The organism is Nevskia ramosa DSM 11499 (genome assembly GCF_000420645.1).
Lineage (GTDB): Bacteria > Pseudomonadota > Gammaproteobacteria > Nevskiales > Nevskiaceae > Nevskia > Nevskia ramosa.
In genome coordinates, this window is sequence record NZ_ATVI01000010.1 from 73,821 (window position 1) to 98,580 (window position 24,760).

At 66.4% G+C, this 24,760-nt stretch carries 18 protein-coding genes and 1 pseudogene; 12 read left to right on the forward strand and 7 right to left on the reverse strand.

What is annotated here, in order from left to right:
- Position 1 precedes the first annotated feature (1 nt).
- Complete coding sequence (locus G513_RS23715; RefSeq protein WP_022978039.1) at positions 2-478, reverse strand: ExbD/TolR family protein; 477 nt, start codon at positions 476-478, stop codon at positions 2-4.
- A 161-nt stretch (positions 479-639) separates the two neighbouring features.
- Positions 640-891 carry a hypothetical protein gene (locus tag G513_RS25975; protein ID WP_169560683.1) on the reverse strand — a complete coding sequence of 84 codons (252 nt, stop codon included), beginning with the start codon at positions 889-891 and terminating at the stop codon, positions 640-642.
- Between G513_RS25975 and G513_RS0116880 the strand changes: the two genes are divergently transcribed.
- Positions 872-2,530 (forward strand): bifunctional metallophosphatase/5'-nucleotidase, encoded by a 1,659-nt coding sequence (locus tag G513_RS0116880; RefSeq protein WP_169560685.1) that lies wholly within the window; start codon positions 872-874, stop codon positions 2,528-2,530. The genes G513_RS25975 and G513_RS0116880 overlap by 20 nt on opposite strands.
- 5 nt (positions 2,531-2,535) lie before the next feature.
- Here G513_RS0116880 and G513_RS24480 read toward each other — a convergent pair.
- Positions 2,536-4,584: pseudogene (locus G513_RS24480) on the reverse strand (M3 family metallopeptidase).
- A gap of 229 nt (positions 4,585-4,813) precedes the next feature.
- On the opposite strand from G513_RS24480, the gene G513_RS23725 reads away from it, so the two are divergent.
- From G513_RS23725 to gpmA, 3 genes are read left to right on the forward strand one after another with little or no spacing between them, the layout of a single operon-like run.
- Positions 4,814-5,749, forward strand: a complete 936-nt coding sequence (locus G513_RS23725; protein WP_022978041.1) for an alpha/beta hydrolase — start codon at positions 4,814-4,816, stop codon at positions 5,747-5,749.
- 7 nt (positions 5,750-5,756) lie between these two features.
- Positions 5,757-6,284, forward strand: coding sequence for a gamma carbonic anhydrase family protein (locus G513_RS0116895; protein ID WP_022978042.1), 528 nt, complete (start codon positions 5,757-5,759; stop codon positions 6,282-6,284).
- Positions 6,285-6,332: 48 nt separating this feature from the next.
- Positions 6,333-7,085 (forward strand): 2,3-diphosphoglycerate-dependent phosphoglycerate mutase, encoded by a 753-nt coding sequence (gene gpmA, locus G513_RS0116900; RefSeq protein WP_022978043.1) that lies wholly within the window; start codon positions 6,333-6,335, stop codon positions 7,083-7,085.
- A 66-nt stretch (positions 7,086-7,151) separates the two neighbouring features.
- Here the strand turns inward: gpmA and G513_RS25115 are convergent, their stop codons facing one another.
- Positions 7,152-9,935, reverse strand: a complete 2,784-nt coding sequence (locus G513_RS25115) for a serine/threonine-protein kinase (RefSeq protein ID WP_022978044.1) — start codon at positions 9,933-9,935, stop codon at positions 7,152-7,154.
- A gap of 1 nt (position 9,936) precedes the next feature.
- Positions 9,937-10,464, reverse strand: coding sequence for an ECF-type sigma factor (locus G513_RS0116910; RefSeq protein ID WP_028475674.1), 528 nt, complete (start codon positions 10,462-10,464; stop codon positions 9,937-9,939).
- A 721-nt stretch (positions 10,465-11,185) separates the two neighbouring features.
- Between G513_RS0116910 and G513_RS25855 the strand changes: the two genes are divergently transcribed.
- The 8 genes from G513_RS25855 (at position 11,186) to G513_RS0116950 (ending at position 23,271) form a co-directional block, all read left to right on the forward strand.
- Positions 11,186-11,341 carry a hypothetical protein gene (locus G513_RS25855; RefSeq protein WP_156891767.1) on the forward strand — a complete coding sequence of 52 codons (156 nt, stop codon included), beginning with the start codon at positions 11,186-11,188 and terminating at the stop codon, positions 11,339-11,341.
- Positions 11,342-11,830: a cellulose biosynthesis protein BcsD gene (bcsD, locus tag G513_RS23735; protein WP_156891769.1), complete on the forward strand. Its 489-nt coding sequence runs from the start codon at positions 11,342-11,344 to the stop codon at positions 11,828-11,830.
- Between the two features lie 135 nt (positions 11,831-11,965).
- Positions 11,966-12,382 carry a hypothetical protein gene (locus G513_RS0116925; RefSeq protein WP_156891771.1) on the forward strand — a complete coding sequence of 139 codons (417 nt, stop codon included), beginning with the start codon at positions 11,966-11,968 and terminating at the stop codon, positions 12,380-12,382.
- A gap of 53 nt (positions 12,383-12,435) precedes the next feature.
- On the forward strand, positions 12,436-16,851 hold the full coding sequence (bcsA, locus tag G513_RS0116930) for a UDP-forming cellulose synthase catalytic subunit (RefSeq protein ID WP_156891773.1): 4,416 nt from the start codon (positions 12,436-12,438) through the stop codon (positions 16,849-16,851).
- Between the two features lie 5 nt (positions 16,852-16,856).
- Positions 16,857-17,975 carry a cellulose synthase complex periplasmic endoglucanase BcsZ gene (bcsZ, locus tag G513_RS0116935; RefSeq protein ID WP_028475675.1) on the forward strand — a complete coding sequence of 373 codons (1,119 nt, stop codon included), beginning with the start codon at positions 16,857-16,859 and terminating at the stop codon, positions 17,973-17,975.
- 56 nt (positions 17,976-18,031) lie between these two features.
- Positions 18,032-22,048, forward strand: a complete 4,017-nt coding sequence (locus G513_RS0116940) for a cellulose synthase subunit BcsC-related outer membrane protein (protein WP_022978050.1) — start codon at positions 18,032-18,034, stop codon at positions 22,046-22,048.
- A 4-nt stretch (positions 22,049-22,052) separates the two neighbouring features.
- Positions 22,053-22,454 carry a tetratricopeptide repeat protein gene (locus G513_RS0116945; protein ID WP_022978051.1) on the forward strand — a complete coding sequence of 134 codons (402 nt, stop codon included), beginning with the start codon at positions 22,053-22,055 and terminating at the stop codon, positions 22,452-22,454.
- A 22-nt stretch (positions 22,455-22,476) separates the two neighbouring features.
- Positions 22,477-23,271 carry a hypothetical protein gene (locus G513_RS0116950; protein WP_022978052.1) on the forward strand — a complete coding sequence of 265 codons (795 nt, stop codon included), beginning with the start codon at positions 22,477-22,479 and terminating at the stop codon, positions 23,269-23,271.
- Positions 23,272-23,312: 41 nt separating this feature from the next.
- Here the strand turns inward: G513_RS0116950 and G513_RS0116955 are convergent, their stop codons facing one another.
- Together G513_RS0116955 and G513_RS0116960 are read right to left on the reverse strand one after the other, a co-directional pair.
- Positions 23,313-24,113 (reverse strand): ferritin-like domain-containing protein, encoded by an 801-nt coding sequence (locus G513_RS0116955; RefSeq protein ID WP_022978053.1) that lies wholly within the window; start codon positions 24,111-24,113, stop codon positions 23,313-23,315.
- On the reverse strand, positions 24,110-24,736 hold the full coding sequence (locus G513_RS0116960) for a fumarylacetoacetate hydrolase family protein (RefSeq protein ID WP_022978054.1): 627 nt from the start codon (positions 24,734-24,736) through the stop codon (positions 24,110-24,112). The genes G513_RS0116955 and G513_RS0116960 overlap by 4 nt, the downstream gene beginning before the upstream one ends.
- Positions 24,737-24,760 lie beyond the last annotated feature (24 nt).

Here is a 24,760-nt window from a genome sequence, read left to right on the forward strand (position 1 = left end):
TTCAGGGAACCGGCGTCAGTCCTGCGCCGTCACCGCCGAAGCCGCCATCGACCTTGCTCGATTTCAGGCTGACCTTGCTGAAGCCGGACAGGCTGACCAGACCGATCAGATCGACCACGCGGCCGTAGGCGATCTTCGAGTCGCCCTGCACGAACACCAAAGTGTCCGGGTCTTGGCGGGACAGTTCGATCAGCCGCGGCTGCAGTGCGTCCGGCGCGGTGGCCAGCGGGCCAAGGCCGTCGCCTGCGTCGATGAAATAGTTGCCGTTGGAATCGATCGACACCACGGTCGGTTCCTTGGGCTTGTCGCTCTGGGCCGAGCTGGCCTTCGGCAGGGTCACCGGCAGCTGCGACATCATCAGCGGCGCGGTGACCATGAAAATGATCAGCAGCACCAGCATCACGTCGACCATCGGAGTGATGTTGATCTCGGCGACCGGTGAAAGGTCAGCTTCTGCGTGGACACGCTTCTTGGCCATCTTGTCTTGAGTCCTGATTCGGAATGGGCACGCCGCGGGGCGTAGTGGGGCTACGCTGAGCAGGATCGGTGCCAGGAGAGTGGCTCCGAGTTTATCGCGCAGCCTCCTGAAGCGTCCATCGGCCGTCTAATGCCGTTTGCAGAGTCGGGAAAGCCCTGAATTCATGACGATTTCGTGACGGCCGGCCGTTCACGACTTTCCTTCAGGCAGATTTCATCCGCGCCGGCCATGCTCTGGTCCATTGCTTGCAAGGCCGATGCGATGCCGAATCGATACGCCAGCGCTTGTTCGTTGCCCCAGTTGTGTCTGCTCGCCACAGCGCTGCTGCTGGCCGCCTGCCAGACGCCCGCGACTGCGCCGGATGCGGTTGCCACGCCAGCGCCGACCATTGCCGTGAAGCTGATCGCGCTCAACGATTTTCACGGCAACCTGCTGCCGCCGCGCGATCCGACCCTGCTGCCGGACCGTCCCGGCCAGCCGGATATTCCGGTGCCACTGGGCGGTGCGTCCTACATCTCGACGGCGGTCGCCCAGCTGAAGGCTGCGAACCCGCGCAATGTCGTGGTCGCTGCCGGTGACCTGATCAGCGCCAGCCCGCTGCAAAGCTCGCTGTTTCATGACGAGCCGGCGATCGCGGTGATGAACGGCATCGGTCTGGAATTCAGCGCCGTCGGCAATCACGAGTTCGATCGCGGTCGTGGCGCGCTGCTACGCATGCAGCGCGGCGGCTGCGCAGAGGATGGCACGCTGGGTCAGGACACCTGCGTCAACGGGCCATTCCCGGGCGCGGCTTTCCGCTACATGGCAGCCAATGTCGTCGACGAGACAGGCACTCCGCTGCTGCCGGCGGTCGGCATCAAGACTTTCATCGTCGACGGCCGCATGCCGCTGAGCATCGGTTTCATCGGCTTGACCCTGGAAGGCACGCCGGAACTGGTCAATCGCACTGGCATCGCCGGCCTGCGTTTCCTCGACGAAGCCGAGACGATCAATCGCGAAGCCGCAGCACTCACCAAGCAAGGCGTGCGGGCGATCGTGGTGCTGATCCACGAAGGCGGCGAGCCGCCGGTGGGCGCGGATCTCGACGACGAAAGCTGCCCCGGCTTTGCCGGCGCAATCACCGGCATCGTTGCGAAGCTCGATCCGGCGATCGATCTGGTGATCAGCGGCCACACCCATCGCGTCTATCGCTGCCGGTTGCCGACGGCGGACCCGGCGCGAACCATCCTGGTGACCGGCGCCGGTTCGGCTGGCCGCTACCTCACCGACATCGATCTCCAGCTCGCCGCCGACACCGGCGACGTGCTGAGCGCGGCGGCGCGCAATGTGCCGATCGTCAACGACAGCGCGGCCAATGTCCGGCCTGATCGCTATCCGCCGCTGGCGCCGGAGCCGAAAGTCGCCGCAATCGTCGCCGAGTTCGATCGCCGTTCCCGCGAGCGCAGCCTGCAGCCGGTCGGCCGCATCGCCAGCGCGCTGTCACGGCAGCAGGACACGGCCGGCGAAATGCCGCTCGGCTACGTGATCGCCGATGCCCAGCTTGCAGCGGCTGCGAAACAGGCCGATCGCCGCGCCGATTTCGCGCTGATGAATCCCGGCGGCGTGCGCGCCGAACTGGCGCCGCTCGATGCCGCTGGCACGGTCACTTACGGGCAGGTCTACACGGTGCAGCCGTTCGGCGGCGCGCTGATGACGATGACCCTGAGCGGCACGCAGATCGACGCCCTGCTCGAACAGCAATGGCGCGCCGATGGCCGCTACGCGATCCTGCTGCCGTCCCAAGGTTTCGAGTACGCGTGGCGGGCGAGTGCGCCGCTGGGTGCGCGTATCGATCCGGCCAGCATCCGCCTGCGCGGCAAGCCGCTGTCGCCGACCGGCCGCTACCGGGTCAACGTCAATGCCTTTCTGGCCAATGGCGGCGACGGCTTCCGCGTGCTGCTGGAAGGCACCGAGCGGGTCGAGTTCGGCATCGATCGCGACGTGCTGATCGATTACCTCTCAGCGCAGCCCGTAAAGCCGCCAAAGCTCGGACGCATTCGCCGCCTCGATTGAGGGTCTCAGGCCGCGTTCGGCACCAGGCCCGAATGGCGCAATAGCGCCTCGACTTCCGGCTTGCGGCCGCGGAAAGCGACGAACAGATCCATCGCGTCCTGCGAGCCGCCGTTGGCCAGCACGGTGTCGCGGAAACGGCGGCCGGTGTCCGGCGAGAAGTCCGATTCCTCGAATGCCGCGAAGGCATCGGCGGACAGCACTTCGGCCCACTTGTAGCTGTAGTAGCCGGCCGCGTAGCCACCGGCAAAGATGTGGCCGAAGGAGTTCGGCATGCGGTTCCAGGCCGGCGGCGGGAACACGCTGACCTCGGCCCGCGCCGCGTTGAGCACGTCGAGCACGCCGTTACCGCTGGCGGTATCGCGATGCAGGCGCAGATCGAACAGCGAGAACTCGACCTAGCGCAGCGTCATCAGCCCGGCCTGATAACCGCGGCCGGCCTGCAGCTTGGCGAGCAGCGCATCGGGGATCGTGTCACCGGTCTTGTAATGACGCGCGAAGCCATTGAGCGTGGCGCGGTCATAGCACCAGTTCTCCATGAACTGGCTTGGCAGTTCCACGGCATCCCAGGCGACGCCGCGGATACCGGATACCGAGGCTTCGTCAACCCGGGTCAGCAGGTGATGCAGGCCGTGGCCGAACTCGTGGAACAGGGTCACCACTTCGTCGTGAGTCAGCAGCGCGGGTGCGCCACCGAGCGGCGGCGTGAAGTTGCAGGTCAGGTAAGCGACCGGACGCTGCAGGCCGGATGCGGTCTGGCGGCGCACCAGGCATTCGTCCATCCAGGCGCCGCCGCGCTTGTCCTGGCGGGCGTAGGGATCGAGATAGAACAGGCCGATTTCGCTGCCATCGGCTTCCGCCAAGCGCCAGGTGCTGACGTCCTTGTGCCAGGTCTTGATGTCGGCGGCGGCTTCGATGCGCACGCCATACATGCGCTCGACGACTTCGAACATGCCGGCTATCACCTGCTGCGCCGGGAAGTAGGGGCGCAGTTCTTCCTCGGAATAGCCGAGCTTCTGTTCTTTCAGCTTCTCGGAGTAATAGGCCATGTCCCAAGGCGCCAGATCAGTCAGGCCGTCACGGGCCTTGGCGAATGCGCGCAGTTCGTCGAGTTCGGCAAGCGCGAACGGCTTGGCCTTGACGGCCAGATCGAGCAGAAAGGCTTCGACGGCGTCAGGCGATTCGGCCATCTTGGTCGCCAGCGACAGCTCGGCGAAATTGTTGAAGCCGAGCAGCCGCGCTTCCTCATCACGCAGCGCGATGATTTCCTGCATCAGCGGCGTGTTGTCGAACTGGCCGCCCTGCGGGCCGAGTTCCGAAGCGCGCGTCGCATAAGCCTCGTACAGCTCGTGGCGCAGCTCGCGGTTGTCGGCATAGGAGATCACCGCGTCGTAGCTCGGGAAATCGAGAGTCAGCAGCCAGCCTTCGAGTTCCTTGGCTTTCGCCTTCTCGGCGGCCTGAGCCTTGCCTTCCTCGGTCATGCCGACGAGCAGCGCTTCATCGGTCACCGGCTTCGACCAGGCCTGCACCGCATCGAGCAGGTTTTCCTCGAACTTGGTCTGCAGTTCGGACAGGCGCAGCGCGATCACCTTGTAGCGCGCCTTCTGCTCGGCCGGCAGCGCGATGCCGGACAGCTTGAAGTCGCGGATCGCGTCAGTCAGCACCTTCTTGCGGGTCGGCGAGAACGAGGCGGCGGCCGGGCTGGCAGCGAGCTGCTCGTAAGCCTGGAACAGCGCTTCGTTCTGCGACAGCTCCAGCCCGTATTCGGTGATCTTCGGCTGCACCGCGTTGAAGGCCTTGCGCCAGGCGCTGGTCGACGTGACGCCGAACAGGTGCTGGATCGGCCCCCAGGCGCGGCTCATGCGATCGCTCAGGTCTTCCAGCGGCTCGATCAGACCTTCCCAGCTGGTTGCCTTGCCGCCGGACAGCAGCGCTTCGAGCGCGGCGCGGTTGTCGGTCAGCACGCCGTCGATCGCCGGTTCGGCGTGCTCGGGCTTGATGGCGTCGAACGCGGGCAGAGTGTTCGGGGAGACGGGGGCGAGCAGCGGATTGGTCATGGGGAATGCCGGAAAAATTCTGATCAGTTCAAGAGATGCAGGCTGCAGGTGCCTGGTTCAAGAGCGCGGTTCAAAGCTGGAAGCGAGGATCGTCGCACGGCCGGGCGCTGCCATGCCTATCGAAAATGCCGATCGCAATCATCGAGCAGGCCCGCTTCCTGCGAGAGCCTTGAAGCGGGCGCGGTATCATGCAGGCCGGTTCCCGCTGCCCATCGAGAGACCCGTTTCCGTGCGCCCTATCTCAAGTCTGATCCTGAGCTTCTTCGCTGCACTTCTGTTGCTGAGCGCCTGCAGTGGCCAGCAGCTGGCCAATGATCTGACGCCCGACAAGGGTTATCGACTGTCGTCGAACGTCGGCTTCGATGCAGCAACCGGCCTGCAACTCGATGTCTACAGCCCGAACGGTGTCGCCAACGCGCCGGTGGTGGTGTTCTTCTTCGGCGGCCGCTGGCAGGAAGGCAGCAAGGAAGCCTACAAGTTCGTCGGCCAGGCGCTGGCGGCGCGCGGCTTCGTCGCCGTGCTGCCGAATTACCGCCTGTATCCGCAGGTGCGTTACCCGAGCTTCCTGACCGACAACGCCAAGGCCGTGAAGTGGGTACACAGCCAGATCGCCCAGTACGGCGGCGATCCCACCAAGATCGTGGTGATGGGCCATTCCTCCGGCGCCTACAACGCGGCGATGCTGACCCTGAATCCGGCGCTGATGAAATCGGTGGGCGGCGATCGCGCCTGGATCCGCGCCATGATCGGCCTCGCCGGCCCCTACGATTTCCTGCCGCTCACCGATCCGGATCTGCGTGATCTGTTCGGTGCGCCGGAAAACTACGACCAGACCCAGCCGATGATGTATGCCGACGGCACCAATCCGCCGATGCTGCTGATGCATGGCCAGGACGACAAGACGGTGTTCTCGACCAACACCGAGCATCTGGCGGCGCGCATCCAGCGAGCCAATGGCCCGGTGGAAACGGTTATCTACCCGGAGATGAGCCACCGCAAGATCATCGCGACCTTGGCGACCTCCTCGCTGATCAAGTTCGCGGTCGGCCAGAGCGACGTGATGTTCTACGTCAACGATTTCGTCAAACGCAACACCGGCGCCAACGCGCCGAAGCCGCGCCAGGAAGCGCCGGGCGGCCTGCAGACGATCGTTCCGACGCCCTGATCCGACCATGATTCGTGCGTATCGCGGCGCGCTGCCGCGGCTGGGCCAGAACGTCTATATCGACGAGCAGTCCTGCGTGATCGGTGATGTCGAGCTGGGCGACGACGCCTCGGTCTGGCCGATGGCGGTGATCCGGGGCGACGTCAACTTCATCCGCATCGGTGCGCGCAGCAACGTCCAGGACGGTGCGGTGCTGCACGTCACCCACGACGGCCCGCTGCTGCCGGGCGGTATGGGTCTGATCGTCGGCGACGACGTCACCATCGGCCATCAGGCGATCCTGCACGGCTGCACGGTCGGCAACCGCTGCCTGATCGGCATGGGTGCCAAGGTGCTCGATCGCGCGGTGATCGAGGACGATGTCTTCCTCGCCGCCGGAGCGCTGGTCGGCCCTGGCAAGCGTCTGGAATCCGGCTGGCTGTATCGCGGCAGCCCGGCGGTGCAGGCGCGCCGGCTCACCGAGCAGGAACTGTCGAACCTGGCCTATTCGGCCGCCCATTACGTCAGAGTCAAGAACAACTACCTGCAGGGCTGATGTTCAGCCAGCATTGATCGCAACCCCAACCGAAGAGCCTCGTCGGACATGACTCGCAAACTCGTCTTGCTGCGCCACGGCCAGAGCCAGTGGAACCTCGAAAACCGCTTCACCGGCTGGGTCGATGTCGACCTCACCGAGCAGGGCCGCGCCGAAGCGAAAGCCGGCGGCGAACTGATGCTCGCCGAAGGCCTGAAGTTCGACTGCGCCCACACCTCGGTGCTGAAGCGCGCGCTGCGTACCCTGAACATCGCCCTCGACGCGATGGACCAGCAGTGGATTCCGGTCACCAAGTCCTGGCGCCTGAACGAGCGCCACTACGGCGCGCTGCAGGGTCTGGACAAGGCCGAGACCACCGCCAAGCACGGCGAGGCGCAGGTCAAGATCTGGCGCCGCAGCTATGACATCCCACCGCCGGCGATGGAGCTCAGCGACGCCGGCCATCCGGCCAACGATGCGCGCTACAAGAAGCTCGACATCAACGCGCTGCCGGGCACCGAATCACTGGCCACCACGCTCGACCGCGTGCTGCCGTACTGGCATGACCAGATCGCCCCGCAGCTGCTGGCCGGCCAGACCGTGCTGGTCGCCGCCCACGGCAACAGCCTGCGGGCGCTGTGGAAGTACCTGATGGGCCTCGGCGAAGCCGAAATCCTCGAAGTGAATATCCCGACCGGCATCCCGCTGCTGGTCGAACTGGACGAGCAGCTGAAGGTGGTCGGCCATCGTTACCTCGGCGATCCGGAAGCGGCGAAGCGAGCTGCGGAAGCGGTGGCCAACCAGGCAAAGGCGAAGCACTAAATCGCGGTTCAGCCGTTCTGCGGCCCTGTCCTGCATTGCGGGACAGGGCCGTTTTCGTTGCTACGCCTATTTGGCTGGCGCGGCCTTCAGCCGCTCGAAACGCGCTTGCAGACGGACGCGAATCTGGGGGGCGTACAGCGCCTGCACCTGATCCAGCGTGCGCAGTGCTTGCTCGGCCTGCGGTAGAGCCGTCGATATGCCATCTCGCCTGGCATCCAGTTCGGCAAGCCCCATCTGGGCCTCGGCGACGGCGGGCAGGGCGCGGCCATCGGCGTGCAGCAGGACCGCCGCGAACTCTGCGCGGGCCAGCGATGGATCACCGTGTTCGGCCAGGTGCTGCGCCCAGCGGGCACGGGCGTCGAGTGCCGCTTCGATGCCCGGACGGCCGAGCTTGCGATAGGCCCCGTGGGCGGCGGCGAACTGCTGACCGGCTTCGTCATCGCGACCGAGTGCGGCCAGCGCCTCGCCGAGCGCCAGCACAGCGTCGGCCTGGCGCAGCTCGACCGGCTTCGAGGTGATCGCCACCGTGCTGGCACGCTGCAGCAAGGGCAGTGCGGCGGCGGCGCGTCCCTGGTCGAGCAGAAAACGGCCATAGGCGAGCCGGAACCAGGCACCGCCTTCGCCCGACGAGGTGGGTTCATCGCTGTTGCCAGGGTCTGGCGGTGCTTCGAGCAGCCCGTTTTCCTTTGTGAACAGCGCCTCCGCGCCGGCATCGTCGCCTGCCCAGTGCATCAGCGTGGCCCGCCAGAGCACCGCTTCGAGCTGGGTATCGACGGTGCGCCCGAAGGTCGCCAGCACCATCTTCTCGCCGTCCTCGTAGGCTTTGCGCGCGGCGTCGCGATGGCCGAGTCGGCGTTCGTAGTGAGCCAGTTCGACGGTCTGCCAGGCGATGAACCAGTCGTTGCGATCCGGCCGCCGCTGTTCCATGGCGATCGATTCCAGCGCCGTGCGGCGTGCTTCGGCCAGTTGGCCGTCCGCCGCCAGCGCCTGGGCCAGATGGAAACGCGGCCAGCGTTGACTGCTGTCCTGCGGCGCGCGGCTGGCGTAGATCGCCGCAGCCTTCTGCAGATAGCTCAAAGCGGGTTGAGCGTCGCCGGTATCGGCCGGGTGATGCCGGGCCATCGCCATCAGCCATTGCGCCTCGACAGGCGAGCCGGCCAGTCCCTGACTGCGGATCAGACCGGCGGCTTCGTCGAGCAGCGGCAGGCCGGAGCTGAAATCGCTGTGCTCGATGTAGGCGTTGGCCTGTTCGATCAGACTGCCAAGAAGGCGCGGGTCGTCTCTGCCATGCAGTTCGGCGACCAGCAGTCGATAGCGCTGGTTTGCCTGTTCGACACGGGGCAAGTCGAACCATTGGCGATAAAGCTTGCGGGCCAGTTCCAGCAGTTCCAGCCGGGTCTCGGGTTGCTGCTTCAGTTCACCGTCGAGATCGTCGACGATCAGGTCGAGCATTTCCCGTGCGGTGATCGAGCCGGCCGGCCTGTCGCTGGCCACCAGCCGGCCGCTGGCGCCGAGCACCTTGAGCAGGAAGTCGCGCGTCGCATTGGCCCGGCTGGCCTCGCTCATCGCCAGGCTCGCGGCCTGCTTCGCCCGCTGCGCCTGCCACAGGCTGACGGCGCCGCCGACGGCGATCGACAGGCTCAGCAGGGTCGCTGATGCGATCGCTAGTCGATGACGGCGAACGAACTTCAGGCCACGTTCGACGCGGGTGATATGACGCGCCTCGATCGGCTGATGGGCGAGATGGCGGCGCAGATCGTCGGCCATCCGCTCGACCGAGCTGTAGCGCGCTTCCGGCCGGCGCGACAGCGCCTTGGCGAGGATGGCGTCGAGATCGCCTTGCAGCGCCCGGCCCAGCGCCTTCGCATCGACTTCGCCGACCTCGCGGGCGAAGCCGCTGATGGTCTGGTTCGAGGCCAGTCCGCGTCCCTGCTCGTCAGCGCCGGCGCGGCCCCGCGGCGCGCCAGGCCGGCGGCCGCAAAGCAGTTCGTGGAGCACCACGCCGAGCGAGTAGACATCGGTCGCCGCCGTTACCGTATCGCCCACCAGTTGCTCGGGTGCTGCGTATTCCGGCGTTGCCGAACGGCCGGCGAGGCGGGTGATCTCGGTGAGGTCACCGCGGCCGTCGTCGTCGATCAGCTTGGCGATGCCGAAGTCGAGCAGCTTGGCGCGGCCGTCGTCGGTGACCAGGATGTTCGACGGCTTCAGATCGCGATGGACGATCAGCCGCGCATGGGCGGCGGACACCGCGTCGAGTACCTGCATAAACAGGTGCAGCCGCGCTGCGATCGGCAGCCGGCGTTCGCGACACCAGGCGTCGATACGCTGGCCGTCGACCTTCTCCAGTGCCATCCACGGCTGGCCGTCGTCGGCGATGCCGGCGTCGTAGAGCTGGGCGACGTTCGGGTGGCTGAGGCCGGCGAGGATGTCGCGCTCGCGGTTCAGACGCAGCCGGGCACCGGCGCTCAGCAGCCAGGTGTGCGGCAGCTTCAGCGCTACCTCGCGGTTCAGCGTGCCGTCGATCCGGCGCGCGCTCCAGACCTCGCCCATGCCGCCCTGGCCGAGTGGTGTCAGCAGCTCGTAAGGACCGATGCGGCGCGCGGCGGTGAAGGTCCAGGGATCGCCGGCCGGGCCTTCGCGCAGCCGGGGCTGGTCGGCAGGCGGCCTGGCCTGGACCTCGGCATGTTCGAGCGCTGCCGTTCGAAGCAGCGGCGCGAGATCGGTGTGCTCATCGGACAGTTGCTGCAGCCAGGGCTCGCGGGCCTCGGCCGGCAGGTCCAGCAACTCGTCGAGCAGGGTCGAGAACTTTGGCCAGCGCTCGGCTGGCAGGTCAGACAGCGAAGCGATCATTTCAAGCCAGCAGCAGACGCATCAGGGTGCGGGCCTTTTCCCAGTCACGGCGCACGGTGCGTTCGGTGAGGCCGAGCGCTTCGGCGATCTCGGTTTCGGAAAAGCCGCCGAAGAAGCGCATCTCGACCACCTGGGCCAGCCGGGGTTCTCGGGCGCGCAGGGCGGTGAGGGCGTTGTCGACGATCAGCGGATCGTCGTCGACTGGCGCGCCCGGCTCCTCGACGAGCATTTCCAGCCGAAGCACTTCGCCGCTGCCGCGCCGCTCGGTCAGCCGCTCACGGGCGAGGTCGACGATCACCGAGCGCATCACGCTCGAGGCGTAGCAGAAGAACTGGCGCCGCGCCGAGCCGTCGAGCCGCTCCGGGCCGTTGGCCATCAGCTTCAGATACGACTGGTTGACCAGCGCGGTGGTGTCCAGAAGGGTGAATTCGCCTGCACGGCGCAGCCGGCTTCGGGCCAGCGCTTTCAGGTCCGGGTACAGGTGCTGCCACAGCGACGACAGGCTCTCGCCTTCGATGCTGTCGGTCATGGAATGGCCGCTCATATCGAGGTCGAATCGGGACACGTGGGCATGGCAGGGTGCGTGCGTTGGGATCGGCAGTCAGTGCGGTGGGGCGAAAAAGCCGGGCGGGATTCAGAACGTATCGGGCCCAGCGCCGCTGGGCGGCATGTTGAACGGGTATGAACGGCCGTGTCTGCTTGGGACCATCGACGATACTTTCCAGGTGGTCAAATCAATTGTGGTTGCAAGTATTTGAATCTATTTGCAGCGTACGGCCGTATGCGCTCCGGGGATTCACCCCAGCTGGCCCTGAAGGCCGATTCGATTTGATGAAGATTGAGCGTTGCGCGTCAGGGCTTTTCAAAGGCTGAAAAAGGGGTGATTGGGAGTGGTAAAAATAACCCCAACTCGCTCGATTTGCTTGCCGCCGTCAGATCCGGGGGAGGCCGGTGCGAAGTTCGCGGAATCTGATTGACGTCAAATTTTTCAAAGGCTTCCGAGTACGGTTGTCGGGCAGAAAGTCGAATTTTCGAGAGCAGAGTCACGTTTTTTCACAACGGCAAACCGTTGATACAGAAAAGTTCCTTGTCCGGTTTTCAGGACGGAGCTCGTCCGGAATCCCAGGTCGACAATTGCTACTGCAACGCCATGAATTCTGTTGAGTCACTTTCAAGCCTTGGGGAACCGTGGTCGGCTGCGACCGCCAACGGGGATTCCGGTCGCTTCCGGCCAGTCCGGAGAACGACGGATGTCTGAATACAAGCAGCGTCTTAGCTGGCATTCTCGTCATGTGACCGAGTCGTCACTCGGTGCGGTGCTCTTCGGAAATCCCAATCCATTTCTTCAGTGCGTCGGTTTCCGACGCCGCCTGGATATTGTCGTGCGCGTAAAGGAAGCCAGTTGAATGGAAATGCAAGGTGTTCAGGAAGCCGAACAGTTCTTCGAGCGTAACCGGCCAAGAGTCACCGCCGTACTGCCGGTGCTGAAAGCGATGGCGACCGAACTGCTGGGCCATGTTGGTGACGAGCAGTTGCGGGCCCTGTTCCATGCTGCCGGCGTGCGGCTGGCCGAGGTGTATCCGGTTGGCAAGATCGAGCGTCTCGGCGAGCTTGAGCAGGCGGCCCGCGAGTGGCTCGCGATCAACGACTGGGGCTGGCTGAAGATCGAACATCACGACGATGCCGTCGACTTCATTCATGGCGACGCTCCGCTGGAAGCCTGGTTCGGTGAAGCCGGGCTGGCCTGGTCGTCATCGCTGTTCGAAGGGCTTTACGCAACCTGGATTCGCCAGCTCGGCGCCGATGACCGCCTGCAGCTGCGCCAGATTCGTCTCACTGATCGGCCGGCGCGCGAATTGCGTTATCGGCTGACTCACGAAAGCCGCTTCCAATAAACGTCTAAGCGCGCACCAGCCCAGCAAGTGGCACCGCCGTATTGCATCAAGGAGATTTCGATTGTGAGCTCAGTCCCGAATACCCCGCCTAGCCCCCCTGAAGACGACGTCCAGCGTCTGCTGAAGCAGATGAACATGGCAGCCTTCCGGTTCAAGAGTTTCGATCGACCGGGTGATCATGAGGACGGTTCTTCGTACGATGCCGCGGCTCCGATCGAAGCGGCCGAAACGCCTGTCGCTCCACGCAAGCCGCCGGTTACAGCCGCAGCTCCTGCGCCGGCAGCTGTGGCACCGAAACTGAGCCAGTCGGTGGCAGCGCAGCAGGTGCGCGGCGCGGCGCCGGTCGATGAAGCCTTTGGTCGCTTGATTCGCCAGACCGAGCCGCGGGCTCGGCGCAACTCGGCATTGCGGCTTGATCTGCCGGTATTGCCGCGAATCGCGGAAGTGAAACCGGTGGCCAGCGGCGAACTGCTGGTGGCCGAGGTGTTGAACCGTCTCTATCGCCTGGGTGCTTCGGCAGTCAGCCTGATCCGGCCTCGGGGTGAGGCGTGACGTCAGCGAGACAAAGTGGCGCCGCTGGAAAATTGTTCCGCACCGCGATTCTGATGCTATGCCTGCCGGTGCTTTTTGCCGCGTTCTGGGGTTTTGCCGCAACCCCGATGACGCTGCATTGGCAGTTCATTTCCGGTGCGCTGGCGGTTCTGGTGGCGCTGATGCTGCGCAGCCGCTCGCACGCGGTGCTGCTGGTGATGATGGGCCTGTCGGTCGCGTTCTCGACCCGCTACCTGTACTGGCGCTACACCGAGACGCTGCCGATTGGTGAAGGCCATACCGGCTTCGATCTGTTCCTCGCCAGCGGCCTGCTCGCGGCCGAAACCTATGCCTACCTGATCCTGGTGCTCGGTTATTTCCAGGTCATGTGGCCGCTGCACCGCCGGCCGATTCCGCTGCCGGACGACCACGATCAGTGGCCGATGGTCGATGTCTACATCCCGACCTACAACGAGCCGCTGTCGGTGGTGAAGCCGACGGTGCTCGCCGCACTCGAAATCGACTGGCCGCAGGACCGGATCAAGATCTACCTGCTCGATGACGGTCGGCGGCCGGAGTTCGCGACCTTCGCCAAGCAGGTCGGCGCGATTCACATGACCCGCCCCGACAACAACCACGCCAAGGCCGGCAACATCAATCACGCGCTGACCAAGACCAAGGGCGAGTTCATCGCCATCTTCGATTGCGATCACATTCCCACCCGCTCCTTCCTGCAGCTGACCCTGGGCACCTTGCTCAGCGATTCGCGCATGGCGCTGGTGCAGACGCCGCATCACTTCTTCTCCCCCGATCCCTTCGAACGCAACCTGCGTACCTTCCGCAAGGTGCCGAACGAAGGCGAGCTGTTCTACGGCCTGCTGCAGGACGGCAACGACCTGTGGAACGCGACCTTCTTCTGTGGCTCCTGCGCGGTGATCCGACGCACGGCGATCGAGGAGATCGGCGGCATTGCCGTGGAAACGGTCACCGAGGACGCCCACACCGCGCTGCGCATGCATCAGCGCGGCTGGAGTTCGGCCTACATCAACATCCCGCAGGCGGCCGGCCTGGCCACAGAATCGCTGTCCGCCCATATCGGTCAGCGCATTCGCTGGGCACGTGGCATGGCGCAGATCTTCCGGATCGACAATCCGCTGCTCGCCAAGGGCCTGAGCTTCGGCCAACGGCTCTGCTACTCGAACGCGATGGCGCATTTCTTCTACGGCATTCCGCGACTGATCTTCCTGACCAGCCCGCTGGCTTTCCTGATGTTCGGTGCCCAGATCATCAAGGCCGAAGCACTGATGATCGTCGTCTATGCGCTGCCGCATCTGGCGCTCGCCGTGCTGACCAATTCGCGGGTGCAGGGCAAGCATCGCCACTCCTGGTGGGCGGAGGTCTACGAGACCGTGCTGGCCACCTTCATCATCCTGCCGACCACGCTGGCGCTGATCAATCCCAAGCTCGGCAAGTTCAACGTCACCGCCAAGGGCGGCATCGTCGATCGCGACTACTTCGACGGCGACATCGCCAAACCGTATTTCTTTCTCTACCTGCTGAACGTCATCGGCATCGTCATCGGCTGCGTGCGCCTGTTCTTCGCCGATATCGAACTGACCAACACGGTCTGGCTGAACATGGCCTGGGCGACCTACAACCTGATCATTCTCGGTGCCGCATTGAGCGTCGCCAGCGAACGCCGGCAACTGCGCCGCACGGTGAGAGTGGAGGACGAGTTGACTGCCGTGGTACGCAAGCCCGGCAGCCGAAAGGTGGTGCAGACCAAGACCGTCGACATCTCCACCGGCGGTCTGGCCCTGGTGCCGTCGCCCGAGATGAATGATTACGCGATCGGCGATCCGATCGAGGTGGCGCTGGAATCGCCGGGCCGCCGTCTGTGGCTGCCGGGAACGGTGCGCAAGGCCGATCAGGAAATGCTGACCCTGGAGTTCGGCAAGATGACTGTGGCTCAGGAATCGAGCCTGACTCAATCCTTGTTCGGCCGCGCCGACGCCTGGATGGACTGGCGCGATCGTGAAGTCCGCGACAAGCCGCTGAAAGCGATGGCGATGATCTTCCGTATCTCGCTGATTGGTTCATCCAAGTTCTGGCGCTGGGCCGGCCAGCAGACCTTTTCGAGAATCGGCATCGGCAGTCGGCCACCCACCCGTTCTGCAGCGCTGCTGCTGGCGGCCGTGCTGCTCGCCGGTAGTCATGGCGAGACCTGGGCGCAGACAGCGCCACCACCGCCATCGCTGCCGGGCACTGCTGTGGCGACCAACGGCCAGGCGGGCGTGGTCACGGAGCAGAAGCCGATCGTCGATCCGTTTGCGGTCGTCGCGTCGACCAAGCCGGCCTCCGATCGCGCGGTACACGAAACCACCCGAATTCTGAGCTTCGCCGAACTCGGCGTCGGCTTTCCGATGCGGCTGTCGACGGTGTTCGCCCAGGCCAGCGTCGCCGTGCCGCTGCGCCGTGATCAGGTGGTCACCGCTGCCAAGCTGCACCTGAAGTACGCCCATTCGCCGTCGCTGGTCGGCCGCTTCTCGAGCCTCACGGCGCTGGTCAACGACGAGGTCGTCGATACCTTCCTGCTCGATCCGTCGACTGCCGCGCGCGGCGAGCGGGTGATCGACATCAATCCGGCGCTGTTCCTGGAGTTCAACCAGATCCGCTTCGATGGCGTGATGCACTACGTCGACACCGAGCGCGAGTGCGAAGACCCGACGCATACCAGCCTGTGGAGCCTGATCAGCAACCAGTCGACCCTGGAGCTGACCCTGGCCGCGCTGCCGCAGCCGCCGAACCTGTCGCGCCTGCCGCGGCCGTTTTTCGAGCCGAACGATCCGCGCCGTCTGCGGCTGCCGATCGCCTTCGCCGCGCGACCGGGCAGCGATGCGATGACCGCCGCCGCGATCACCGCCAGCTGGTTCGGTGCACTGGCCGATTATCGCGGCGCCGAATTCCCGGTCAGCTACGGCAATGTGCTGCCGCGAGGGCATGCCGTGGTGCTGCGCAGCGGCAAGGATTTCGAAGCCCAGCTCGGGCCGGTACCGAATGGCGTGCAGTTGCGCGTGGTCGCCCATCCGGACGATCCGGGCGCCAAGCTGCTGGTGCTCGAATCCTCTGACGATGCCGGCCTGGTTCGCGCAGCTCAGGCGCTGAGCCTGGGCATGGCTTCGCTCGATGGCGCAGCCGCGCCGATCCTCGAACTGGCGCTACCGCCGGTGCCGCCGCGTGGCACCGCGCCGCGCTGGCTCGATCCGGAATTCCCGGCAACGCTCGGCAAGCTGGCCAGCGGCCCGACCAGCGTTCGTGGCCTGACGCCGGGGCCGATCAGCTACGACTTCCGGCTGCCGCCCGACGTCTGGTTCTATGACGCCGCCGGTGCCGAAATCGATGTCCGTTATCGCTACGCGCCGATCACCGCGCCGGGCGCGACGCTGAGCACCTTGCTCAACGGCGACTTCGTCGCTTCGACGATCCTGGCCAAGGCCGGCGGTGGCGGTGCCTCGACCGGCGACGCTCGAATCGAACCCGATCGTGCCCGGATCAGCATCCCGGCTGGCCGTGTGGTGTCGAACAACCGGCTGAGCTTCCAGTACCAGTTCCGGCGCATTGCCGCGAAGCCCTGCGAATCGTTCCAGGCCGATGCCCTCGGCGGCTCGGTGGACCCTGATTCGACGATCAGTTTCGCCCGGCACGGCCGCTATGCGCGCTGGCCGGATCTCGGTCGCTTCCGCGACGCCGGCCTGCCGTTCTCGCTGCAGTCGGACTTCAGCGAAACGGTGATGCTGCTGCCCGATGCCGTCGATGAAGATGCCTTGTCGGCGGCGCTGATGGTCGCCGGCCATTTCGGTCAGGTCACCGGCACGCCAGCGCTGCGCATCCTCGTCGACACCATCGGCAATGGTGCCAGCCATGGCGATCGCGATGTGCTGATGATCGGCCGCCAGCTGCAGCTCAACATGCCGGAAAGCTGGCTGAACACCTTGCCGCTGGTGCTGACCCCGGACAGCGTCAACCTGAAGCCGGTAGGCGCGGTCGACAGCCTGCAGGCCTGGGCTTCCGGTCGCGACATCGGAGGCGCTCGCGCCTATGCGGGACGCGAGCTGACCGGCAGCAGCGGCGAACTGGGCCTGATCATCGGTGCCGGTTCGCCTTACGGTTCGCAGTCCGCCGTGTGGCTGACCGCCGGCTCGAAGGTGACCCTGCTCAGCGTCGCCGAAACCCTGATCGATCCGGCGCGCCGGCAGTTCGTGGTCGGCGATGTTTCGCTGCTGCGTGGCGGCCAGGTCAGCGGCTACCAGCTCGGCGATCAATGGGGCGTTGGCCACTTGCCGTGGTACCGCGAGTTCCGCAACTGGCTGGCGGCCCGTCCCTGGCTGATGACGCCGCTGGCGCTGGTCTTCGCTGTGCTGGCCACCCTGCTGCTTTATGGGTCCCTGAGCCGGCGTGCGGCGCGACGCCTGAAGGCTGGCGGCGAATGAGATCGATGGTCTCGCGTCGATACCTGCTGAAGGCCGGTGTCGGTCTCGGCTTGTGCTTGAACGTGCCCGTGGCCGGCGCCGTTGCGGCAGAGGCCTGGCCGGCCTGGGAGCAGTTCGCAGTCGGCTACATCCGCGACGACGGCCGAGTCGTCGATTGGACCGACAACGCTCGCAGCACCTCTGAAGGGCAGTCCTATGCGCTGTTCTTCGCGCTGGTGGCCGGCGATCGGCGGCGTTTCGAGCAGGTGCTGGCCTGGACGCGCGACAACCTCGCCAGCGGCGATCTCAAGACCCGTCTGCCGGCCTGGCATTGGGGCCAGACCGGAGAGACCAGCTGGGGTGTCGTCGATCCCAATTCGGCCTCGGATGCCGACCTGTGGATCGCCTACGCGCTGCTGCAGGCCGGTCGGCTATGGAAGCGCGACGACTACAGCGCCGAGGGCCACGCGCTGCTCGGTTTGATCGAAACCCAGGAAGTGCGCCGCGCCGGTCCCTTGACCTTGCTGCTGCCCGGCCCGGTCGGTTTCGAGACCGAGGCCGGCATTCGCGTCAATCCCAGTTATCTGCCGCCGTTCCTGATCAAGTATCTGATCTCGGTGCGGCCGAAAGGTCCCTGGCAGGCGGTGCTCAACAGCTATCTGAAACTGCTGCCGGCGCTGACGCCCGGCGGCCGCATTCCGGACTGGTTCCTGCTCACCGCTGACGGGCCGCGGCTCGATACGGTCAGCGATGGCCGCGGCAGCTATGACGCGATCCGCAACTATCTGTGGGCCGGTTTCGGCGCCGAAAGCGTGCCGGAAACGCGGGCGCTGCTGACTGCGCTCACGCCCTATCTGGCGTTGCTGCGCGGCATCGGCCGGACCCCCGAAGCCTGGTATCCCGATGGCCGCGCGCCGGCCGGCATCGGCCCGCCGGGTTTCGACGCCGCCTTGCTGCCGTTCCTCGCTGCCGCCGGTGCCGGCGAACTCGCCGCCCAGGCCCGCGAGCGTCTGGGCCGGGCCCGGATCGGCGATCTGCTCGGCTCGCCGGCCCGCTATTACGATCAGGTGCTCGCGCTGTTCGGCGAAGGTCACGATCAGAAACGATTCCGCTTTGGCCAAGATGGCCGCCTGGAGCTGCCATGAAGCCGTTGCGCCCGCTGCCCCGATCGTTGCCACGATCACTGATCTGCGTCGTCCCGATGGTCCTCGCTGCAGCCGTCGGCAGCCTGCCGGCGCAGGCGCAAGCCCAGGCCAAGCCCGACGCGGCAGCGGTCAACGCGCTGGCTGAGCAGGGTCGCTACTGGGAAGGACGCGAGCAGTACGGCCGCGCCCGCGAAGCCTGGCAGCGCGTGGTCGATGCCGATCCGGGCAATATCGAAGCGCTGAGCCGCCTGGTCGGCTTGGCGACGCGCGAGAACGACAGTGCCGGCGCCAAGCGCTATCTCGATCGTCTGCGGACGGTCGCACCGGGTTCGGCGGCCTTGAAGCAGGCGGAAGGTCTGGTCGCCGGCGGCAACGGCCCGGGCCGCGCCGGTCAGGGCAGTCCCGATGCCGCTGCCCTGGCGCGTGCCCGCGCCGCCGCTGCGAGCCAGGACTATCCAACTGCGCTCAGCGCCTATCGCGAAGCCTTCGGTGGCGAACCCACCGGCGGCTCGAACGCGATGGAGTACTACCAGACGCTCGGCGCCACCGAGGCCGGCTGGGCACCGGCAGAGCGCTGGCTGCGCAGCAATGCCGCCAACAATCCCAAGGATTCCGCGGCGGCATTGGCGCTGGCGCAGCATCTGACCTATCGAGAAAAGACCCGCCGCGAAGGCATCGACAAGCTCGCCGCGCTGAGCGCCCACCCGATGGTCGGTCCGCAGGCCCGGAAGTCGCAGCGCCAGGCGCTGATCTGGCTCGAAGGCCAGCCCGCCGATGCCGGCCGCTACCGCGCCTGGCTGGCGACCGACGACAAGGACACTGAAATCCGCGCCAAGCTCGATGGCCTGGCCAGCGCCCAGCGCGCCGATGCCGGTGCGGCTTACGGCGCGCGCATCAACGGCCTGTTCAAGCAGGCCGATAGCGGCGACGTCGCCGGTGCCGAAGCCGGCTTCACCAGCATCCTCAAGACCAGCCCCGGCAATGCCGATGCGCTCGGCGGCATGGGCGTGATCCGCCTGCGCCAGCAGCGTTACGAGGAATCGAAGAGCTATCTCGACAAGGCTCGCGCCGCCTCGCCCGCAACGGCTGGCCGCTGGCGCGAGGCGCTGACGTCGGCGAATTTCTGGTCGCGAGTGCAGACCGCCGAAAAGGCGCGGCTGGCCGGCGATTACGCCGCTGCCGACAGCGCCTATGCGTCGGCGCTCGCCGCACCGCCGTCGGAAGTGCCGGATTCGGTGCGTCTCGCCCATGCTGACGTTCTGCTCAATCGCGGCAAGGATCGCGAGGCCGAAGCGATCGCCCGCAGCGCCCTGAAGCGTGATGACCAGAACGCCGATGCGCTGGCGGTGTTGCTGACCGTGCTGAGCCGCAGCGGCCGCGATGCCGAAGCGCTGGAACTGTCGCGCAAGGCGCCCGCCAAACTGCGTCCGCAGGTCGCCACCCTGCGCGGCGAGCAGTTGCGCCGCCGCGCCAAGCAGGCTCGTGATGCTGGGGATCTCGCCGGCAGCGAGCGCCTGCTCAACGACGCGCTGCTCGAACAGCCGGCCAATCCCTGGATCCGTCTCGATCTGTCCGAGGTCTACCGCAAGCAGAACCGTCGCGCCGAAGCCGCGACCCTGCTCGACGGCCTCGCTTCCAGCCACGGTCGCAACCGCGACGTGCGCCTGGCGCAAGCCTATTTCGACGCCGAACAGCAGGACTGGGCCGGCGTGCTCAATCGCCTGGAAAGCTTCACCGCCGCCGAGCGCAGCGCCGACGCCGTCGGCCTGCAGCGTCGCGCCTGGGTGCAGTACCAGCTGGAACGCGCGCGCATCGCGCTGCGTCGCAGCCGGCCGGGCGATGCCCACCGCATCCTCACCGATACCGACATCGCCGCCGGTGGCGATCCCGAACTGCTGTCGGCCCTGGCCAGCGGCTGGGCGGAACTGCAGGACCCGGCGCGTGCGGTTGCTTACATGCGCCGGGCAATGGGCGACAGTCGCGGTGCAACGCCGGCGCTGCGTGCGCAGTACGCCGCGCTGCTGCTCAGCGCCGGCCAGGATGCCGAATTCGAAGTGGTCGCCGCCGATCTCGCCGCGCGCAAGGATCTCGATCCCGCCGGCCAGGCCGCGCTCGATCAGCTGGTGATCGGTTACCGGGTCAAGCTCGCCGATCGCGCCCGCACCGAACACCGTTATCCGGAGGCCTACCTGCAGTTGCGCGACGCCGTGGCCCGCTATCCGGCCAACGTGCAGGTGCAGATGGCGCTGGCGCGGCTGCTGACCGATGCCCGCGACATCGACGCCGCCGCTTCGATCTATCAGAGCCTGGCGCAGCGCGAGCCGGACGACATCGACATCCGCCTTGGTCTGGTCGACACGCTTCTCGCCGGCGATCGCAAGGTGGCGGCGACTCGCGAGATCGATCGCGGTCTGTCGCTCGATGCCGCCAATCCGCGCTGGTGGCGTGCTTCGGGCCGGCTGGCCGAACAGGAGAACCGCAAGGGTGCAGCGCTCAAGGCTTATCGCCGAGCGGAGGAACTGGAACGCGAATCGCCAGCCGAGCAGCCGGCACCGCAACTGGCCTGGATCGATCCACGCCAGCCCGGCGTGAGCTTGCCGGCGCCGGTCGCCGAGCTGCTGGCCGAGACGTCGCCGGATGCCCCCGGTCCGCTGGCACCGCGGGCGACGGGCGTTGCCGCAGCACCGGCCGTGCAGTCGGCGGTAGGCCGCGCCGGTGCGCCAGCCGCGCCCTCAGCCCCCGCCGTGCAGGGCGCGGCCATCGGCCTGCGGCCGAGCAATGCCCTCACCGGCGATGGCGTCGGCCCTTGGCAGGCGGCACAGGTCGGCCAACCGCTGTGGCTGAAGCTCAGCGAACCGGCAGCGCCGAAAGGCAAACCGGGTACCGATGCCGCCGAGGTCTATCCGATCGACCCCGGTCCGATCGCGCGGCTGGAGTCATCGACCAGCGGCTGGGTCGGTGGCGAAACGGCGATCCGTTCGCGCAAGGGCGAGGGTGGTCTGTCGCAGCTGTTCGATCTGGAAACGCCGGTGACGCTGAATCTGCCGGAAACCAGCTTCGGCCAGGCTTCGCTGACCGCAACCCCGGTCTACATCGACAGCGGCACCGCCAGCGGCACGCGTTTGTTGCGGATCGGCGCCGGTGCCTTGGTCGGCGGCACCGAGACCGGCACCCGGGATGCCGGCGGTGTCGCTTTCGGGCTTGGCTACAAGCTTGGCGATTTCCGCGCCGACATCGGCGTGACGCCGATCGGCTTCGAGGTCGAGCGCCTGGTCGGCGGCCTGTCATGGCGCTACAGCCCGGACGATCTGCGCCTCGGCGTCGACGTGTCGCGGCGCGCGGTCAGCGAAAGTCTGCTCGCCTATTCCGGCGCCAAGGACCCGCTGCTCGGTCGCAGCTTCGGCGGCGTGGCGCGCACCGGCGGCCGAGTCGACGTGGCCTACGATACCGGCCGCTTCGGCCTCTACGGCTACGGCGGCTACTACAGCTACGACGGCCGCAATGTCGAAACCAATGCTTCGCTGCTCGGCGGTGCCGGGGTCTTTGGCCGCACCGCGCTGGCCGCCAATCACGGTCTGACCTACGGCCTGAACCTGACCGTGTTCAGCTTCGATGACAACCGCCGCTTCTACACCTTCGGCCACGGCGGCTACTTCAGCCCGCAGCTGTTCACGGCAGTGACGGTGCCGGTGCAATGGGCCGGTGTCGCCGGACCGCTGAGCTGGAACCTGAGCGCCGCGTTCGGCGTGCAGAGCTTCCGCGAGGACGGCGCGCCTTACTACCCCGGCTTCGACGCGCTGCAGGCCGAGCTGGAAAGAGTCGTGGCGCTGGATCCGCAGTCGACCCAGGCCACCGGCTACGCCGCCCAGCGCAGCACCGGCCTCGGCTACACGGCGAAGGCGCTCAGCGAATATCGGATCGCGCCGCGGCTGACCGTCGGCGGCCTGTTCTCGATCGACAACGCCCGCAACTTCCGCGAACTGCAGGCGCACGGCTATCTGCGCTGGTACTTCTCGCCGCAGCCACCGGAAGCCACCGATCCGGCGCCGATCCTGCCGTTCTACCAGTACTGACGCCATGAACAGACTCCATCATCTGCTGCTCGCCGCCGGCTGCGCCTTGCCGGTTTTCGCACACGCTGCCGACGCGCCTGCGCCGCTGATCGGCGCCAGCCCGAACGATGCCGAGCAGCTGCTGAAGACGCTCGAAGACCGGCTCGGCGGCAATCCCTTCGATCCGGTGTCGATGAACAACCTCGCGGTGATCCGGCTCAAGGAAAACAACCCTTATGCCGCCGCCGAACTACTGGCCCGGGCGCATCAGCTCGATCCCGACAACACGGTGATCACCGCCAACAACACAAACCTCGGCAAGTGGATCGAGGCCCGCGCCAAGGCCGAGCGCAAGCCGGCCGAGCCGATCGACGATCCCAGCCAGCCGTTCCCGCCCGAGCCGCCGCCGCTGTGGCCGTCGCGCTGAAATCCGATTCGAGAGCCTTCCGATGAAACCAGCCGTACTGCTGTTCCCGCTGCTCGCAGCGCTTGCCATCGTTGCCGGCTGCACCTCGCAGGTCGATGACATCCAGGTGCCCGATCTGAGCTCGCCGATGGACGAGCTGCCGGTCGGCGTGTTCGTCGGCCGCACCACGTTCCAGTCGACGCCGGCCGAAGTGGCAGGCACTGCCTTGATCGCGCCAGGCGGCCGGATGACGGTGATCGGCGACCAGGGCGAATTTCTCGCTTCGGGGCTTTATCAGACGGTGGGCAGCGGCATCAATGCGCAGCTGCGCTTCCATCTGCCGAACCTGCGCGGTGCCGATGGCCAGCCGCTGACGCCGCCAACGACCGGTGATTTCATCGGCACCTTCATGGCGCAGGACAGTTTCACCGGCACCTACGTGCGCAACGATGGCGAAGCCGGCTCGATGAACTTCGTCTACGACGTTCAGAGCGCCACGCCGGCCGACCTCGCCAACCTGGTCGGCACCTGGGCCACGCCGGATGCCTTCGGCGACAGCATCGTCAGCTTCACCTTCGTCAACGGCGGCGGCTTCAGTGGTCTGGACGCCAACGGCTGCCGTTACATCAACGCCGAAGCCCTGGTCATCGACCCGCGCTACAACCTCTACCGCCTGAATTTCTCGCGCAGCTGCGTCGGCGACGTCAACGCCGTGGTGTTCACCGGCCTGATGACCGTGGTCACCCGCAGCGGCGCCGGCCGCAGCTTCCAGCAGATGATCTTCACCGGCTCGAACAGCTCGGCGGCGGTGTCGTTCCGGTTGACCGGGCAGAACTGACGCAGGTCTCCCCTCTCCCGCAAGGGAGAGGGCTTTCAGACTCAGCGCGCCGTCTGCAACAGCAGACTCATCTCCTCGTCATCGAAGCCCGCCGCACGCCGCGCGGCTTCGTTGATCGGCAGGCGGATGTTCATGCCCTGCTCGGCGAGCAGGCGCTGCGACGTGGTCAAGGGATCGACGCCGCGCTGTGCGCACAGCCAGCGATACCAGCGCGTACCGATCGCGACATGGCCGACTTCTTCGGCGAGGATCACGTCGAGGATCGCGACGGTTTCCGGATCGCCGATTTCGCTGAGCCGGCGGATGATCCCCGGCGTCACATCGAGACCGCGTGCTTCGAGTACGCGCGGCACGCAGCACATCCGTTCGAGCACGTCCTGCGCGGTTTTCTCGGCCGCTTCCCAGAGGCCGTTGTGGGCGGGCATGTCGCCGTAGTCGTAGCCGAGCGAAATCAGCCGTGCGCGCAGCATCGTGTAGTGCCGGGCCTCGTCGCGGGCCACGGAGAGCCAGTCCACGTAGTAGTCGTCCGGCAGGCCACGAAAGCGCCAGGCGGCATCGAGCGCGAGGTTGATCGCGTTGAACTCGATATGGGCGACGGCGTGGATCAGCGCAGCGCGGCCGGCGACGGTGCCGAGACCGCGGGTCGGCACGTCGCGCGGGCGGATCAGCTCGGGCCTGGCCGGGCGGCCCGGAACACGTGGATCGGCGGCATCGGCGGCTGGCTCATCACCCACCGCTTTCGGCACGGCTACCGGCAGCGCGGCAACCAAGGCGCACTTCGCGGTGGGATCCGTCTCGCAAAGCGCTGCGTGCACCGCATCCAGCAGTGCCGCTGGGCTCACTCGCAATCCCACTCGAAGCAACCGATGCTCGGGCTGGCCAGCACGCAGTGATCGCCGGGCTTCAACGCGGCCACGCCCTTGGGGGTGCCGGTGTAGATCACGTCACCCGGCTCCAGCGACCAGCTCTGGCTGAGGATCGCGATCTGCTGCGCGACCGGATAAAGCATCTCGGCCGTCTTGCCGTGCTGGCGCAGCTCGCCGTTGACGTGCAGCGTGAATTCCATCGCCTGCAGATCCTGCTCGAGAAACGGCTTGAAATCGCCGAGCGGCGCGGAGCCGTCGTAGGACTTGGACAGCTCCCAGGGCTTGCCCTTGTTCTTCAAGGTGGTCTGCAGATCGCGCAGGGTCAGATCCAGACCCAGCGTGATGCCGGCAATCGAATCGAGTGCGTCTTCGACGGCGATGTCGCGGCCACCGCCGGTCAGCATCACCACCAGCTCGACTTCGTGATGGGTGTCGCCACGGCCTTTGGGCAACGGGATCGGATCACCGAGCGCGACCACGGCCGACGGCGGCTTCATGAACACCACGCATTCGCCATCTGGCTTGTGGCCAAGGTGAGCGAGCTCCTCGACGTGCTCCGCGTAGTTCTTGCCGATGCAGAAGATGCGGTTGATTTTCATGGTCTGGGTCAGGGGAAAGGGAGT

Bases quoted from the DNA above. Each gene is read 5' to 3' on its own strand.
- G513_RS23715 (WP_022978039.1), bottom strand. From the start codon at position 478: ATGGCCAAGAAGCGTGTCCACGCAGAAGCTGACCTTTCACCGGTCGCC.
- G513_RS0116895 (WP_022978042.1), top strand. From the start codon at position 5,757: ATGATTCGTGCGTATCGCGGCGCGCTGCCGCGGCTGGGCCAGAACGTC.
- gpmA (WP_022978043.1), top strand. From the start codon at position 6,333: ATGACTCGCAAACTCGTCTTGCTGCGCCACGGCCAGAGCCAGTGGAAC.
- G513_RS25115 (WP_022978044.1), bottom strand. From the start codon at position 9,935: ATGATCGCTTCGCTGTCTGACCTGCCAGCCGAGCGCTGGCCAAAGTTC.
- G513_RS0116910 (WP_028475674.1), bottom strand. From the start codon at position 10,464: ATGACCGACAGCATCGAAGGCGAGAGCCTGTCGTCGCTGTGGCAGCAC.
- G513_RS25855 (WP_156891767.1), top strand. From the start codon at position 11,186: ATGTCTGAATACAAGCAGCGTCTTAGCTGGCATTCTCGTCATGTGACC.
- bcsD (WP_156891769.1), top strand. From the start codon at position 11,342: ATGGAAATGCAAGGTGTTCAGGAAGCCGAACAGTTCTTCGAGCGTAAC.
- G513_RS0116925 (WP_156891771.1), top strand. From the start codon at position 11,966: ATGGCAGCCTTCCGGTTCAAGAGTTTCGATCGACCGGGTGATCATGAG.
- bcsA (WP_156891773.1), top strand. From the start codon at position 12,436: ATGCTATGCCTGCCGGTGCTTTTTGCCGCGTTCTGGGGTTTTGCCGCA.
- bcsZ (WP_028475675.1), top strand. From the start codon at position 16,857: ATGGTCTCGCGTCGATACCTGCTGAAGGCCGGTGTCGGTCTCGGCTTG.
- G513_RS0116940 (WP_022978050.1), top strand. From the start codon at position 18,032: ATGGTCCTCGCTGCAGCCGTCGGCAGCCTGCCGGCGCAGGCGCAAGCC.
- G513_RS0116945 (WP_022978051.1), top strand. From the start codon at position 22,053: ATGAACAGACTCCATCATCTGCTGCTCGCCGCCGGCTGCGCCTTGCCG.
- G513_RS0116950 (WP_022978052.1), top strand. From the start codon at position 22,477: ATGAAACCAGCCGTACTGCTGTTCCCGCTGCTCGCAGCGCTTGCCATC.
- G513_RS0116960 (WP_022978054.1), bottom strand. From the start codon at position 24,736: ATGAAAATCAACCGCATCTTCTGCATCGGCAAGAACTACGCGGAGCAC.